This window comes from Streptomyces sp. NPDC090127, assembly GCF_044746945.1.
Classification (GTDB): Bacteria; Actinomycetota; Actinomycetes; order Streptomycetales; family Streptomycetaceae; genus Streptomyces.
This window is the reverse complement of sequence record NZ_JBIVDE010000012.1, coordinates 16,423-31,599: the sequence shown is the minus strand read 5'-3', so window position 1 is coordinate 31,599 and position 15,177 is coordinate 16,423. Positions and strand designations below refer to the sequence as shown.

The following is a 15,177-nucleotide window of genomic DNA, read 5'->3' as shown; positions in this document are numbered from 1 at the left end:
GTGGAACAGGCCGTTCAGACCGCCGAACTGCTCCTCGCTCAGGAGGAGATGCGGGACGCGGTCGACGTACCGGAATCGAAGGGAGGCGCGGCGACGGCAGTGGCCGTCGCACATCTGGGCGGGCTGTTCGAGGGCCTGCCCAGGATGATCCGTCACGCCTTCGACCGGACCCGGGACTGCGACGGCAATCTGTCCAGCGATCCGCTCCAAGGCCTCTCTGAGATCGTGCAGAACGCTGAGGACCTCGGAGATTCCGGAGTACGCCTGCTCACCAGGGAGAGGGATCTCCTCGCCGGAACGGTGCCGGGCACCGTGCGGATCATCCTGGAGCCACTGAAGCACCTGCCCTACCGGACAAGTGGCAACGTGCTGGCCTCCGGCATCCGAAGTGCGCAGAGCCTTGCCTACCCGTTCGAAAGCACGGAGCAGGCCTCGTCATGACAGCTATCACAACGTTGACAGCAAACCGAGGCCGGGACCCGGGGCCGCCCCCTACCGTGGAGATCGAAGTGCCGCAGGGGTGGCGGCGGAGGGGATGTACCAGCATGCGCAGGGTTCCGCCGGAGATGTTCCGGTTCACTACGGGGGAGACGGCCGACTTGAACGGGGCCGTGCTCGAGGCTTTCGGGGTGGCCGGCGAGCACCTGGAGACCGCGCTCGGGCTCGACGGCGTACGGGAGCGGCTGCGTGCGGTCGGCTGGGTCTCGGACCTCGAGGACGAGGAACTGCACGAGACGCTGAAACGGCTGGTGAAGTGGGAACTCCTTGACGTGGTCCACAACCACGCCCAGAACTACCGCACGGCCGAGGAGTACGAGCGGCGCAACCTGCACTACTCGCTGACCCGTCGGGGCGAGGCCGCGCTCGCCGGGGTGCGACACGCCCTGGAGGTGCTGGCCTCCACAGGGGCGCTGCAGACCGCGGTGCTGGAGGCGATCGCCGACCGTCTCGACGAGCTGACCGTGCTGTCCGGTGAACCTGCCGCGGCCGACCGGCGGATCTTCAGCACCCTGCGGGAGCTGGAGGGCCATCTGGAGGGCCTGGTGGAGAACACCAAGGCCTTCAACGGCCAGTTGCAGAGGCTCCTTCGCGCCGAAGGAGTGGATCTGGACGTGTTCCGTGAGGTGAAGGCCGCCACCGTCGCGTATCTCCAGGAGTTCCTGGTCAATCTCGACCGGCGCGGCGAGACGGTGGCCGCCGCCGTGGCCCGCGTGGAGGAGCGGGGCATCGCGGTGCTGCGTGAGCGGGCCCTGCGCGGTGCCGAGCTGCCTCCGGCCCCGGGAGAGGACCCGGCAGCCGGCTGGCTGGAGAGCCGGCGGGCGCGCTGGGCGGGGCTGAGGGCCTGGTTCCTGCCGGATGACGGGGCGCGCCCCCGGATCGAGCAGCTGCACGACATCGCCCGGCGCGCCATCGTCTCCCTCCTGCAGGTGCTGGAGCGGATCAACGAGTCCCGGCGCCGCCCCTCCAGCGCCGTGCAGGACTTTCGGGAGCTCGCGCGTTGGTTCGCGGCGGCTCCCGACGAGGAGGACCTGCACCGGCTGTGGTCGGCCGCCTTCGGCCTCGGCCCGGCCCGCCATGCCCACCTCGCCCACCCGGACCCGGAACTGATCCCCTCGTCCCACTCCTGGTCCGAGGCGCCGCCGGTACAGGTGTCGGCCCTGCTGAGGACCAGCGGACGGACCGAACGCTTCACTCGTACGGCCACCGTGCGGGACGTTGCGGCGGTCAGGGCGGAACGCGCCGAGCGGGCCCGGGCGGAACGAGCGGAGCTGGCGCGCGCCTGGCAGGCGCTGGAGACGGACGGCCCCGTACGGCTCTCCTCCTTCAGCACCCTCGACCCCGCGGCCTTCGACCGTCTCCTCGACCTGCTGGGCCGGGCGCTGGCTGCCCGGCCGGACGCGGGTGGCCGGCGACGGGCCACGACCGGCGACGGCCGGGTGGAGGTGGCGCTGTCGCCGCCTCCCGACGGGCGCGCAGCCGTACTGCGTACCGTGCAGGGGACGATGGCAGGTCCGGACTACGTCATCCACGTCACGGCCGTGGGCGGGGCGATCGCCTTCCCGGCAGTCCGCGCCGCCACGGGTCAGGAGGCCGCAGGATGAGCACCCTCGCCAACCAACTGGCCTCCGCCGAACGGGAGGAAGTCGCCCGAGCCATCCGCCTCCTTCTGGCTCGCCCGCTGCTCACCGAGGCAGCCGACCCGACCGGTTTCGATCTGGTGCGCCGCCGCCGTGACCCGCTGGCTCGTTGGTTCGACTACACCTGCGGCTGGAATTTGGTCGTGGAGCCCCGCCGGGGTTACGCCCGCCTCACCAAGGTCCGCGCCAACCCCGACGGCTCCCGTCCCGCTCGCCGGGCGCGCTCCGGCCGGGCCCCGTTCGACCGCCGTCGGTACGTCCTGTTGTGCGTGACCGCCGCAGAGCTGCTGTCGATGCCGATGGCGACCATCGGCATGCTCGCCGACCGTGTCGTCCAGGCCATGGCGGCCGACCGCGCGCTGGCGGGGTTCGATCCGGTCCACCGGCCGGAGCGCATGGCGTTCGTCGACGTCTTGAAGCTGCTGGAGTCGTACGACGTACTGCGTGTGGTGGACGGCACGACCGAGACGTACGTCGACTCCGCGGAGGCGAAGGTCCTCTACCGCGTGGACAACACGCTGCTCATGCGGCTGGCCGCTGCGCCGGTCGGCGCCTCCCGGCTCGCCGTGCCCCCGGAGGAGGTGCCCGCGCGGTTTGAGGACCTCCTTGCCGGTCTGGTCAGGGAGCGCCGCTACGGAGGCGCTTCTGCCGAAGGGACGGCCGACGATACGCACGCCGAGACCGCCGCGACCACGGACGCCCAGCGCAACCTGAGGCTGCGCCATTCGGTGCTGCGCCGCCTCTTCGACGACCCCGTGCTCTACCGAGCCGACCTCGCCGATGACGAGCTCGCTTACGTCACCTCTTTGACCGGACGCCAGATCCTGCGCCGCTCAGTCGAACAGGCCGGCTTCCTCCTGGAGGAACGGGCGGAGGGCTTCCTACTCGTCGACCCGGACGCCATCGCCACCGACGTCCGCTTCCCCGACGACACCTCCACAGCCCGAGTCGCCGCGCTACTCCTCCTCTCACCGCTCTGCGCCACGCCCGCGGGCCTGCTGCCCGAGCAGCTGGCCGAGGCCGGAGCAGAGCTGCTGCGCCGCTTTCCGGGCTGGGCCAAGGCGTACCAGTCGGAGGAAGGCCCGGCCCGCCTTGCCGACGACGCCGTACGGATCCTGCTCGACGTCGGCCTGGCAGGCAGGGCCCGAGACCGCGTCGTCGCGCGACCGGCCGCGTACCGCTACCGCCTGACGGAGACCACCGGCCCAGCCCCGAAGAACGATCCGCTAGCCGTGACCGCCGCCGGCAGCGCCGGAGAAGGAGACAAGCAGTGAGCGTGACGGAACTCCCCCTCCAGCGACGGCCCGAGGAGACCATCGAGCCGTCGCCCGTTCACGAGGCGGACACCGGCCGCGGACGCTGGCAGCCCCATCGCGCGGGCATCCTCAACGTCTGGCGCTACTACGACGAGACCTTCACCTTCCACCAGGGTCGCCTGCTGCTGCGCGGTCAGAACGGCACTGGCAAGTCCAAGGCCCTGGAACTGCTGCTCCCCTTCCTCTTCGATGCCAGCCTCCGCCCCAACCGCCTCTCCACGTTCGGCGGTTCGGAGCGCACGATGCACTGGAACCTGCTCGGCCAGGGAGCGTCCGGCAAGACCCGTGTGGGGTACGTGTGGATGGAGTTCCGCCGCGTCGGAGACGACGGCACTGAGCACTGGTTCGGCTGCGGAGCCCGCCTGCACGCGAGCGTGCACACCACCACGGCGCACGCCGACTACTTCACCACCACCGCCCGGATCGCCCACCCCGACGGGGTCCACCTCGTCAACGACACCGGACAGCCCCTGACCAAGGCGGCCCTCACCGAAGCCCTGCGTGACCGCGGCGAGGTGCATCCGTCAGCCACCGACTACCGCACCACTGTGCGGCGCGAACTCTTCGCGGGCATGGGTGAGCAGCGGTACGAGTCCCTGCTCTCCGCCTTGCTCCAGCTTCGCCAGCCCAAGCTGTCCGAACGGCTCGACCCCTCCCTCCTGTCCACCCTGCTGTCCCGGGCACTGCCCCCGCTCGGCGAAGGAGAGATCACCGAGCTCGCCGAGGGCTTCGAGCGCCTGGACCGGCAGCGGGACCACCTCGACCGCCTCGACGCCGAGGTGACGGCCGCCGAGAACGTCGCCTCCCGGCAGCGCGCCTACGCCCGTCGGGTCCTGCGGGCCGGCGCGGCAGCGCTGATCTCTGCGACCACCGAGATGGACGACCTCACCCGGGACGCCCGCGTCAGCGCCGAGGAGTACGAGAAGGCGTGCGAGGAGCGCGCCTCCACCCTGGCCCTGCGAGAGGAGCTGGAACTGCGGGCGCACGCCTTGGACGAGATCGTCGAAGGGCTTCGGGAGAGCGACGCCTACCAGAAGGGGGAGGAGCTCGACCGGCTCCGCCGCGGCACCGAGGAACAGGTCGCGGCGGCCGCGGGGCTGCGTACCGCCGCCCGGTCCGCCGAGGCTGAGGCAGAGGAGGACCGGAAGCACGCCGACGAGGTCGCGGGACACGCCCGCTCGCGCGACGAGCACGCCCGCGCGACCGCGGACGAGGCACACCGCTCGGCCCGGGCCGCAGGCATGGAGTCCATTCACCACGAGGTGAAGACGATGCTGGACGCGGAAGGGGAGGTGAAGCCCCTCGGCAACGGGACGGCGAACACCCCGGTCAGGACGGGGAGCAGGCGGTCCGATGCTCCTGGCACCGCCGCCCGCCGACTGCTCCGGGGCGCGGTCACCGCCCGACGGGAGCGGGTCGCCGACATCACCGACGCGATCGACGCCCACGACCGGGCGGTACGCGACCGGGGTACCGCCGAGGGCCTGCTGGACGAGGCCCGAACCCGGCTCGCGGACGCGATCACCCACCGCGACGCGACCGCCGCCGCCTGGGACGAAGCCCTGGCAGCCCAGGCGGAGCGGCTGCTCGCCTGGGCCCGGGACTGCACGGAGCTGCGCATCCCCGACCTCGATGAACTGGCCGCCAGGGCGGCCGTCGAGGCAGACGTGCGCGAGCTGGTCGAAACGGTCGCACGACCGCTGGACCAGGAGATCACCACGGAGCGGGCCGGAGTCCGCACCGCACAACAGGGGTTGGAGCAGGAACGGGACCTGCTCGACGCGCGGAGGCGCAAGCTCAGCGGCGAGACCGATCTCCAGCCCGTCGCCCCACCCACTCGCACCACCGTCCGTACGGCTGCGGCGGGCGCGCCGCTGTGGCGGCTGATCGCCTTCCACGAGGACGTCCCGCTCCCCGTACAGGCTGCGGTGGAAGCGGCACTGGAGGCGTCGGGTCTCCTGGACGCATGGGTGAGCGCATCCGAAGGGCTCCCCCTCCCTGGGCACGACACCCGTGTCGAGGTTGGCCTCGCCACGACCGCCCCCGGCTCCAGCCTGCTGGACGTGCTGAGGCCCGAGGAGGACATCCCCGTACCGGCCGGCACCGTGACCCGCATCCTCGCCGGCATCGCGTATGGCACCACCCTGCCCGGCGGGCACCCTGCGGCAGTCTCCTCCGACGGCGCCTGGCGCCTCGCGCCGGCCACGGGTTCCTGGAGCAAGCCGGAGCCCGCCCATATCGGCGCCCTCGCCCGGCAGCGGGCCAAGCAGCGTGAGATCGCCGAACTGACCGAGCTGATCGCCGAGAAGGACGCCTCCCTGGCCACCCTCGCCGACCGGCTGCGGGAACTCGGCGTCCGCGCCGCCCGGCTGGCGGACGACCGCACCGCCCGGCCCGACCACCGGGAACTCGACGCCTGCCGGCGGGACTGGGACCGGGCCGAGGAGAAGGTGGCCGCCCGGGACGACGCCGTGCGCGACGCGACCGAGCATCTGGCCGCACGCGAGGGTGACGTGGCCGGCGCCCTGCGCACGCTGAGCCGCAGGGCCGCCGAACACGGACTGCCCACGGACCGCGACCGGCTGCGCGAACTCGGCCGCGACGTGGAGAGGTTCCGCGACCTCGCCGATACCTGGACGGACGCCCGCATCGACGCGATCGCGGCCGCTGAAAGGGCTAGGGAGACGGCCGCACGGGCGGACCGGTCACGCCTTCTCGCCGAGAAGCAGGCCGCCGACGCGGCCGCTGCGGAAGCGAAGGCGGCTGGTATGACGGCACGTATGAAGGCGGTGGAGGAGACGGTCGGCGCGGATTACCGGCAGATCGTCGCGCGCGTTGCGGAGACCCGTGCCGAACGGGTCCGCTGCGGCAAGGAAGCCCGCCAGGCAGCCGAGCTCCTCCTGGGCCTGGAAGGCCGCATCGGAGAGCTGAGGGCCACCAGTGGCCAGGACGCCGACCGGCAGGAGAAGGCAGTCGAGGCACGCGACGGCGCGGCGCAGCGGTTCCGGCACCTGTGCCTGGTGGGTCTGGCCGAGGACGCGGGCGTCGTACCCGAACTCGACGCCGGGGACGGTACCAAGGCCACTCTGGAGGCCGCGCGCGCCATGGCAGCACGGTGGCCCCAGGTCTTGCACGCCCCGCGCCACCTCGGCGACGCCGCCACCCGCCTCTCCGAAGCCGTCCACGAGGCCCGCCGCCACCTCGGCGTCCGCGCCGACCTGGAGCTGGAGCCCGACGACGACGTCCAGCTCTTCACCGCCACCCTGGAGGGCGTCCGCGTCGGGGCGACCGGTCTGCTCGCCGCGCTCACCCAGGAGCGCGACCGCAGCCGCGACGACATCAGCACCGCCGAACGGCGCCTCTTCGACCAGATCCTCACCGGTGACATCCGCCGCCACCTCGCCGCCCGTATCCGCCGGGCCGGCGAACTCGTCGCGCACATGAACGGGCACCTGGAACGGGTCCGCACCGCCTCCAACGTCGCCGTCCAGCTCGTCTGGGACGTCCGCCCGGACCTCCCCGACAGCACCCGCACCGCCCGCCAGCTGCTCCTGAAGGACCCCGGTCGGGTCACCGAGTCCGACCGGGAGGCCCTTCACGCCTTCTTCCGTGCCCGCATCGAGGAGGCCAAGGGCAGCGACACGGCCGCGAGCTGGGAGGAGCACCTCGGCGAGGTGCTCGACTACACCGCCTGGCACACCTTCACCGTCCGCCTCGACCGGGCGGACGGGAGCGGCTGGCAGCCCCTGACCAAGCGGCTGCACGGCGCGCTCTCCGGCGGGGAGAAAGCCATCGCACTGCACCTGCCCCTGTTCGCCGCCGTCGCCGCCCACTACGAGGACGTGCCCCTGGCCCCCCGCCCGATCCTCCTCGACGAGGTCTTCGTCGGCGTCGACACCGTCAACCGCGGACAGGTCTTCGCCCTGCTCACCGCACTCGACCTGGACCTCATGATCACCTCCGACCACGAGTGGGGAAACTACAGGGAACTGCCCGGCATCGCCGTCCACCAACTCCTGACCGACGGAGACGACGCCGTCACCAGCGCGCGCTTCGTCTGGAACGGCACCGGAATGGAGGAAGGATGACCTTGCGAGACCACCCCGTGTCCGGCGGGACGACCTCTCAGGAGCATCTCGCCCCGGGCGACGCGACCCTTCGCCGCCCCGAACTCCATTCCGTCTGGCAGACGGTCCACGACCGTCTCTCCTCCGGCCGCTCCGTCACACGCGTACGCCTCGGACTGCTGGACGAGACCCAGCGCGAAGCCCTCGCAGACCTCCTCGGCCTGGACCGCCTGCCGGACCCCCGGCCCTCCGTCGCCCTGGCCCGCCTGGAGGAGGCCGTCACCGAACTCTCCGGCCGCACCATACGAGAAGTCGTCGCCGAACTCATCGGCCCACTCGGTGACAGAGCCGGTGAACGCCGCCGCCAGGAGGACGAACGCGCCGGTCTGTGGGCCTGGCTGGCTGGTCACGACACGGTACGGGCGCAGCCGGTGCTCGCCGACTGGGCTGCGTCCTGTCGAGCCGCGGGACTGGTCGGCGGCTCGGCGGAACGTACCCGTACGCTCCTCACAGACACGCTCAAGGTGCTCGCCGACCTACCGGGCCAGGCCGAACCCCTGCCCGTCTTCGCCGCCCGAGTCCTGAACGGCCACGCCCACGCTCTCGACGACGGCGCACCCGTCTCCACCCTCGTCCTGCGTGCCCTGGCGACTCTGTACGACATTGCTCCGCCGCAGTCCGCAGCGGAACGGCGCGCCCTGTGGTCCCGCGCTGGCGTCGCCGACGACGAGCTGTCCGCCACCGTCATCGCCGGCGGACTGCGCCCTGGCGGCGACGGCCTTCTCGCCCGTGTGGCCCGCCTGTGCACGGAGGCCGGCCAGGCCGCCAGCCTGACCCTCGCCCACGTCAGGAACCCGGGCGAGGTGACCCTGCCCGCCGCCCTTGCCCCACCCATCGTCCACGTCGTGGAGAACCCCAGCATCTTGGCTCTAACCCTCCGTCGCTTCGGTTCCAACTGCCCACCGCTTGTCTGCACGTCCGGCTGGCCCAACAGCGCAGCTATCCAGCTCCTGCGCCTACTCGCGGGCCAAGGCGCTGCTCTCCGTTACCACGGTGACTTCGATGGCGAAGGCATCCGCATTGCCGCATACGTCATGGAGAAAACAGGGGCGCACCCCTGGCGCATGACGGCGGCAGACTACAGATCCGCGATCGTCCGCAACGCGCACGGTCCTCGACCGGGGCGCATCACCGGAGCACCGTGGGATCCCGAGTTGGCCGAAGCCATGGCGGAGCACGACATCGCCGTGGTCGAGGAGCTGGTAGCCGATGTGCTGTTGGAAGATCTCGCTGCTGCGGCTCGCCAGGAGCACCCCACTGGCTGTCCGTGACGCCCATTTGACGCTCCAAGCGACCGAAGGGGCGCTCAGAGGAGCCGTATACCGGTGCTGACCTGCGACTATGCCGACTGCCGTTTCGCGTGACATCTTTCCGATGACGCATCATGTGGAGTGCGTGGCGATCCTGGAGCCGGTGAAGAAGGACGCTTGAGCTGGGGGTGGCGGTCCGGTGGGGCGGTAGGGGGTCGGTTGGAGTAGTTGGGGGCTGGGGCTGGGCCGGGTGGGTGGTGTTGGGGGGTGGGGGCCGTCCGGTGGGGGTGGGGCTTCGAAACCTGCTTGAGCCTTGGCCGGCCTGGCCGAGGCGTGTGATCGAGGAGGGTTCATGCGTCACCGTTCCATGACCGCCGTGTCCGCTGTCGTGCTCGCCGCTCTGTGCGCCGCGCCCGCGCTGGCCGCGTCCGGTGCCCCGTCGCAGCCGCTGCCCGCCCACGCCCACAAGGGCCTGAGCGCCGTGGGGCTGACCGGGGATCAGCGGCTGGTCGAGTTCGACGTCCGTAAGCCTTCCAGGGCCTGGTCGCTGGGCAGGGTCTCCGGTCTGTCGGGAGACACCAAGCTCGTCGGCATCGACTTCCGCGTCCAGGACGAGAAGCTGTACGGCGTCGGCGACAAGGGTGGCGTCTACGCCCTGAGCACCGAGAACGCCCGCGCCGTCAAGGTGTCCCAGCTGACCGTGGCGCTGGCCGGGACCGCGTTCGGCGTGGACTTCAACCCCGCCGCCAACCGGCTACGTGTCATCTCCAACACCGGCCAGAACCTGCGCCACAACATCGACGACCCCGCCGCCCCGCGGACCACCACCGTCGACGGAACCCTCACCAACCCGACCACGCCGCCGTCGACCGCCCTGGGCGTCACCGGCGCCGCCTACACCAACAACGACCTCAACGCCGCCACCGCGACGACCCTCTTCGACCTCGACACGATGGCCGACCGGGTCTCCCCGCAGTCCCCCGCCAACGCCGGGACCCTCGCCCCCACCGGCAGCCTCGGCGTCGACGCCGCCCTCGACGCCGGCTTCGACGTCTACCACCACCCCGCCACCGGCATGAACCACGGCTTCGCCGCCATCCGCGACGGCGGCGCCTACCGGCTGTACGCCGTCGACGTACTGACCGGCAAGGCCACCGCCAAGGGCGCCTTCCCCGCCAGGTACCAGGTCACCGACCTGGCCCTGCCCGTCAACCAGAAGTAGCGCCCCGGGCGCTCCTGCCCTCTCACGGTCGCGACGGTGGCCCTGCCCCCCTCAACGGGAGCAGGGCCACCAGCCGTTGCTACTTCGGCATGAGCACCGTGTCGACGATGTACACGTTGGCGTTGGCCGTCTTGACGTTGCCGCAGACCACGTTGGACGTGTCGTTGACCTTGTAGGACTCGCCCGAGCCCTTGGTGGTCACCATCCCCTTCTCCAGGGTCTCGAAGCTGCCGTTCTCCAGCTGCTTCGGGGTGAGCTTCTGGCCGACCACGTGGTACGTGAGGATCTTGGTCAGGGTGGCCTTGTCGGCGAGGACCTTGTCGAGGTCCGCCTTCGGGATCTTCGCGAAGGCGTCGTTGGTGGGCGCGAAGACCGTGATGTCCTCCGCGTTGTTCAGGGTGTCGACCAGGCCGGCCTGCTTGACCGCGGCGACCAGGGTGGAGAGCGCCGGGTTGTTGGAGGCGGCGGTGGCGACGGGGTCCTTGGCCATGCCGTCGAAGGAGCCCGCGCCTTCCGCCGGCACGCCGGCACAGGCCGGGCCGAACGGCTTGTCGCCCGCCATCGAGTCCTCCGACGGGGTGCCGGTGCTGGTCTTCCCCTCGTCTCCCGCAGCCGCGCTGGGCGCCGCCTTGGTGTCGCCGCCCGAGTCCGAGCACGCGGCCAGCGAGAAGGGCAGCAGCGCCGCTGCGGCCACGGCGATCGTCGTGCGGCGAATCTTCATGCTGTTCATGGGAGTTGCTCCTCAGGTGGGGTTTGTGTGGGGTGTGCGTGCGTGTGGGTGTGTATGCATGTATGTGTGTATGTGTGTATATGTGTTTTGTGGTTCGGGGGCGGTAGGGCTGCTTTCCGTTCGGTCGGTGGTCTAGGGGACCGTGACGAAGACGCTGTGCCAGCCGCTCGCTCCGTCCGGGACCGTGCGGGTGCGCTGTTCCGTCTGGACCTCGCCGGTGCCGTCCGTGGCGCGGACGGTGATGGTGTGTCCGCCCGGAGTGGCTCGCCAGAGGTAGGACCACGGGCGCCAGGTGTCGACGGTGGCCTGACGGGCGAGGTCGGCGTCCTGCCAGGGGCCGTCGTCGATACGGACCTCGACGCGCGTGATACCGCGGCGCTGGGCCCAGGCGACGCCCGCGATGGGGACCGTGCCGGCCGCCGGGCGCGCGAAGGGCTTCGGCGTGTCGATCCGCGACTGCGTCTTGATCGGCGCCCTACGCGCCCACTTCCGCTTCACCCAGTACGGGTCGTAGGTGTCGAAGGTGGTCAGTTCGATGTCCGTGATCCACTTGCAGGCCGACACGTAGCCGTACAGGCCGGGGACGAGCATGCGGACGGGGAAACCGTGGTCGAAGGGCAGGGGTTCGCCGTTCATCCCCACCGCGAGCATCGCGTCGCGGCCGTCCATGACGTCCTCGACCGGGGATCCGAGGGTCATGCCGTCGACCGAGCGGGCCACCAGCTGATCGGCCTTCCCGCCCTCTGACGGGGGCTTGATCCCGGCTTCGCGCAGAAGCTCGGCGAGGGGCACGCCCAGCCAGCGTGCGGTGCCGAGGTAGGGGCCGCCGACCTCGTTCGAGACACAGGTCAGGGTGATGTCCCGGGCGATGAGCGGGCGCGCGAGGAGCTGGTCGAGGGTGTACGTACGAGGGCGGGTGACGCCCTTGCCGTGGATGCGCAGCCGCCAGGTCCCGGCATCGACCTTGGGGACGTTCAGGGCGGTGTCCACGCGGTAGAAGTCGCGGTTGGGTGTGATGAACGGGCTGATGCCGGCCACCTTCAGCCGGGCTCCTGCCGGGACAGCGGGCGCCGGGGAGGCCGGCCGGGGCAGGACGAGACCTTCGCGGGACGCCACCGCCCCCTGTCCCTGCCGGCCGGACAGGAACCGCCCCAGCACGCCGGCCGATGCGGCCACCACGGCCGTCGCGCCCGCCGCGGTGAGGAAACCCCGCCTGTTCCAGTCCGCGGCCTCGCGGCTCTCGCCGGCGTCGGCCGGGGCGGGCGAGGGGGCCGCCCTGGAGGCCAGGACGTAGAGGACGACGCCTCCCGCGACCGCTCCCGCGATCGAGGGGAGCGCGTCACCGACACCGGAGGAGTCGGGACGGCTCAGGGCCGCGGCGGAGCCGACGATCCCGAACAGCAGGACTCCCGCCGAGCCGGTACGCCGGTAGCGCAGGCTGAGCATGCCCAGGGCGACGGCGATGACCGCGAGGATCGCGAGGATCCCGAGTTGCAGGACCGTCTTGTCGTTCTCCCCGAACGTGCGGATCGCGAAGTCCTTCACCCCCGCGGGAGTTCGGTCGATCACCGCGCCGCCCACCACGGTCACCGGCCCTGCGGCCGGCCGCACCAGACCGGCGACCAGCTCGGCCACGGCCAGCGCCGTGAAGGCGGCCAGGAGTCCGGCCAGCGCGCCCAGAGCGGCGCGGGAGAGGGTGCTGCGGAAGCTGCTCACAACCCCGGATTCGGCGGCACCCGTCCGGCGGATTGGTCGGACACCCGAAAGAGTGAACCGGTCGGTGGGTGAGCCGGCCGGGAGGGGTCTGCGCGGCGAAGACGGGCGAGTGGTCTGCCCGGCGCCTCGGGCGACTGCCCTACCCGGCGGGCGCCCTGCGCTGCGAGTGGCCTGCTGGCGCGTGGGCTGACTTGGCAGGGGTCCGCTCGGCGAAGGGCCTGCTGGCGCGTGGGCTGACTTGGCAGGGGTCTGCTCGGCGAAGGGCCTGCCGGCGAGTGCTGACTCGGGAGGGGTCCGCTCGGCGAAGGGCCTGCTGGCGCGTGGGCTGACTCGGGAGGGGTCTGCTCGGCGAAGGGCCTGCCGGCGAGTGCTGACTCGGGAGGGGTCTGCTCGGCGAGCGGCCCGGTCGTCAAGTGCCCTGCCTGGAGGGTCTCCTGGCCGTCCATCGCGTCGTCCCGGCGTCCGTCAGCCCGTCAGTACCTCGCTCCGTCCGTGCGCCGGTTGGTCCCTGCGAGGTGCTGTGGGTGGCTGTGCCGACAGCCACCCACAGCCGGCCCACCGGCCGCGGCGCGGTCGCGCCGAAGGCGCGTCCCCGTCCTCCGGCCGGCGGGTCACCGGTCCGCGCCACCCCGTCTTGTCGGCGGCGGACCGGGGCCTTCGCGGCGGCGCCGGATCAGGCGTTGACGCAGGTGTTGCCGAAGGCCGGGTTCAGCAGCCCGATGACGCTGACGGTGTTGCCGCAGGCGTTGACGGGGACGTGGATCGGCACCTGGATCAGGTTGCCCGAGCCCACGCCCGGCGAGTACGCGGCCACGCCCTGCGCGCCCGTGTCGGCGGCGGCCATCGAAGCTCCGCCGACCACCACCGCGCCCGCCGTCAGGGCCACTGCCAGACCTCGTCGCACGTGAATCATGTGAACTACCTCCTACGAGAGTGCCGCGCCCGCGCGGAGGGCCCGCGCGGCCGGTGAGGCAGCCGCCGTGGAACGCCTGCGCAGCTCCCTCACGTGCTGGCTTCGCCGCCGCCTCTCCGCAGGCTTGGCCGCCGTCCCCCGTTTCCCTCGAACGGGGTAGCGGCAGGCGGCGCGGTTGACGAAGTGTCCTCCCATCCGCAGGCCCGCCCGCTACGAAGAACAGACGACACACGTACAGGTCTCGGTGGCCGGCCCCGTCCTCAGGGGCGTTCCGGCCCCCGTCAGCGACGACAAAGGATCGGCATGCGATGGACGCCCCGCCCCCCGACGGCCGTTTCCGGCCGCCTCTCCGCCTTCTCGCCACGGCCGGGGCGGCGCCGGTGAACCAACCGATCCCCTTCGGCACCGGCCGCTCCGACGACCCCGGCCGCGACGACCTCGCCGAGGTCATGCGGCACGTCGCCCACGGCGACAAACAGGCCTTCTCCGCCCTCTACGACGCCCTCGCGCCGATGATCTTCGGGATCGTCGTCAAGGTCGTACGCGACCGGGCCCAGTCCGAGGAGGTGGCCCAGGAGGTCATGATCGACCTGTGGCGGCAGGCCGCCCGCTACCGCCCCGACGCCGGCTCCGTCACGACCTGGGCGGCCACGATCGCCCACCGGCGGGCCGTGGACCGGGTGCGCTCGGCCCAGGCGGCCGCCGACCGCGAGCAGGCCCAGGCCGCCCGCGAGCACACGACCGCGTTCGACGAGGTCTCCGAGCAGGTCGAGACCCGTCTGGAGTCCGAGCAGGTCCGCCGCTGCCTGCGCGGTCTGACCGAACTCCAGCACCAGGCCGTGACCCTGGCCTACTACCAGGGGCTGACCTACCGTGAAGTCGCCGAAGCCCTGCGCACGCCGCTTCCCACCATCAAGACACGCATGCGCGACGGGCTGATCCGGCTCCGCGACTGCATGGGGGTGACCACATGAAACACCACGCATCCGACGCCCACACCCTTGCCGCAGCCTACGCCCTGGGCGCACTCGAACCCGGCGAACGCCAGGACTTCGACGCCCACTTGCAGGCCTGCGAGGCCTGTCGGCAGGAAGCCGCCGAGTTCGAGGCGACCGCGGCACGGCTCGCGGCCGCCGTCTCCCAGCCGCCGCCCGCGGCAGCCAAGGCACAGGTCCTGGCCGCCATCGAAGGCGTACGCCAACTGCCGCCGCGCATCCCCGTCCTGGCCCCCACCCACGCGCCCGGCAGCCTGCTCCGCCGCAGAGCCGTGTCCCTGGCACTGGCCGCCAGCGTCGCCGCTGTCGCACTCGCCGGGGTCGCCGTGTGGCAGACGCAGAACGGACAGGAGCTGCGACAGCAGGCCGGCCAGGCCCAGCAGCAACTGGACGCCGTCAGCACCGTCCTGGCCGCGCCGGACGCCCGCGCCGTCCACGGACGGTCCGCCAACGGAGCCCTGACCACCGTCGTCACCTCCCAGCGGCAGAACAAGGCGGTCTTCACCGCCAGCGACCTGCCCGCTCCCGCGGCGGGCAAGACCTACCAGTTGTGGCTCGAGCACGACGGCGCCATGCGTCCCGCCGGCTTCATCGACGGCGACGGCACCGTCGCCCTCACCGGCAGCCCCGCCGACGCCGGCGCGGTCGGACTCACCCTCGAGCCCGCCGGAGGGTCGCCCCAGCCCACCACCGACCCCCTCCTTCTGATGACCCTGTCCGCCTGACCACCCCGACCGCCCCGACCACCTCGACCACCTGGCTACGCCGAC

General features: G+C 71.9%; 11 protein-coding genes. 8 read left to right on the top strand and 3 right to left on the bottom strand.

Annotated features, from left to right (window positions below):
* The 6 genes from ACIPPS_RS31690 (at position 1) to ACIPPS_RS31665 (ending at position 10,053) form a co-directional block, all read left to right on the top strand.
* Positions 1-441, top strand: a complete 441-nt coding sequence (locus tag ACIPPS_RS31690; protein WP_401439345.1) for a hypothetical protein — start codon at positions 1-3, stop codon at positions 439-441.
* 104 nt (positions 442-545) lie between these two features.
* Positions 546-2,102, top strand: a complete 1,557-nt coding sequence (locus ACIPPS_RS31685) for a TIGR02677 family protein (protein ID WP_401439342.1) — start codon at positions 546-548, stop codon at positions 2,100-2,102.
* Positions 2,099-3,412: a TIGR02678 family protein gene (locus tag ACIPPS_RS31680; RefSeq protein WP_401439339.1), complete on the top strand. Its 1,314-nt coding sequence runs from the start codon at positions 2,099-2,101 to the stop codon at positions 3,410-3,412. Before ACIPPS_RS31685 ends, ACIPPS_RS31680 begins: the two co-directional genes overlap by 4 nt.
* Positions 3,409-7,542 carry a TIGR02680 family protein gene (locus tag ACIPPS_RS31675; RefSeq protein ID WP_401439336.1) on the top strand — a complete coding sequence of 1,378 codons (4,134 nt, stop codon included), beginning with the start codon at positions 3,409-3,411 and terminating at the stop codon, positions 7,540-7,542. Before ACIPPS_RS31680 ends, ACIPPS_RS31675 begins: the two co-directional genes overlap by 4 nt.
* Complete coding sequence (locus tag ACIPPS_RS31670) at positions 7,539-8,852, top strand: TIGR02679 family protein (protein ID WP_401439333.1); 1,314 nt, start codon at positions 7,539-7,541, stop codon at positions 8,850-8,852. Before ACIPPS_RS31675 ends, ACIPPS_RS31670 begins: the two co-directional genes overlap by 4 nt.
* 331 nt (positions 8,853-9,183) lie before the next feature.
* Positions 9,184-10,053 carry a DUF4394 domain-containing protein gene (locus ACIPPS_RS31665; RefSeq protein ID WP_401439330.1) on the top strand — a complete coding sequence of 290 codons (870 nt, stop codon included), beginning with the start codon at positions 9,184-9,186 and terminating at the stop codon, positions 10,051-10,053.
* 79 nt (positions 10,054-10,132) lie between these two features.
* Here the strand turns inward: ACIPPS_RS31665 and ACIPPS_RS31660 are convergent, their stop codons facing one another.
* The 3 genes from ACIPPS_RS31660 to ACIPPS_RS31650 form a co-directional block, all read right to left on the bottom strand.
* Entirely contained in the window at positions 10,133-10,783 is a 651-nt protein-coding gene (locus tag ACIPPS_RS31660) for a fasciclin domain-containing protein (protein ID WP_401439327.1), read from the bottom strand.
* Between the two features lie 132 nt (positions 10,784-10,915).
* Positions 10,916-12,499: a molybdopterin-dependent oxidoreductase gene (locus ACIPPS_RS31655; RefSeq protein WP_401439324.1), complete on the bottom strand. Its 1,584-nt coding sequence runs from the start codon at positions 12,497-12,499 to the stop codon at positions 10,916-10,918.
* 673 nt (positions 12,500-13,172) lie between these two features.
* Positions 13,173-13,412 carry a chaplin gene (locus ACIPPS_RS31650; RefSeq protein WP_401439321.1) on the bottom strand — a complete coding sequence of 80 codons (240 nt, stop codon included), beginning with the start codon at positions 13,410-13,412 and terminating at the stop codon, positions 13,173-13,175.
* Between the two features lie 380 nt (positions 13,413-13,792).
* Here ACIPPS_RS31650 and sigK point away from each other — a divergent pair, with 380 nt between their 5' ends.
* Both sigK and ACIPPS_RS31640 read left to right on the top strand, forming a co-directional pair.
* A complete protein-coding gene (sigK, locus tag ACIPPS_RS31645; protein ID WP_401439318.1) occupies positions 13,793-14,386 on the top strand; it encodes an ECF RNA polymerase sigma factor SigK in 594 nt (197 codons plus the stop codon).
* The gene (locus ACIPPS_RS31640; RefSeq protein WP_401439314.1) at positions 14,383-15,132 is read left to right on the top strand and encodes an anti-sigma factor; all 750 of its coding nucleotides are present in this window, start codon (positions 14,383-14,385) and stop codon (positions 15,130-15,132) included. Before sigK ends, ACIPPS_RS31640 begins: the two co-directional genes overlap by 4 nt.
* The last annotated feature ends 45 nt before the right edge of the window (positions 15,133-15,177 follow it).

Coding starts and splice junctions, on each gene's coding strand:
- ACIPPS_RS31685 (WP_401439342.1), top strand. CDS start 546: ATGCGCAGGGTTCCGCCGGAGATGTTCCGGTTCACTACGGGGGAGACG.
- ACIPPS_RS31680 (WP_401439339.1), top strand. CDS start 2,099: ATGAGCACCCTCGCCAACCAACTGGCCTCCGCCGAACGGGAGGAAGTC.
- ACIPPS_RS31670 (WP_401439333.1), top strand. CDS start 7,539: ATGACCTTGCGAGACCACCCCGTGTCCGGCGGGACGACCTCTCAGGAG.
- ACIPPS_RS31665 (WP_401439330.1), top strand. CDS start 9,184: ATGCGTCACCGTTCCATGACCGCCGTGTCCGCTGTCGTGCTCGCCGCT.
- ACIPPS_RS31660 (WP_401439327.1), bottom strand. CDS start 10,783: ATGAACAGCATGAAGATTCGCCGCACGACGATCGCCGTGGCCGCAGCG.
- ACIPPS_RS31650 (WP_401439321.1), bottom strand. CDS start 13,412: ATGATTCACGTGCGACGAGGTCTGGCAGTGGCCCTGACGGCGGGCGCG.
- ACIPPS_RS31640 (WP_401439314.1), top strand. CDS start 14,383: ATGAAACACCACGCATCCGACGCCCACACCCTTGCCGCAGCCTACGCC.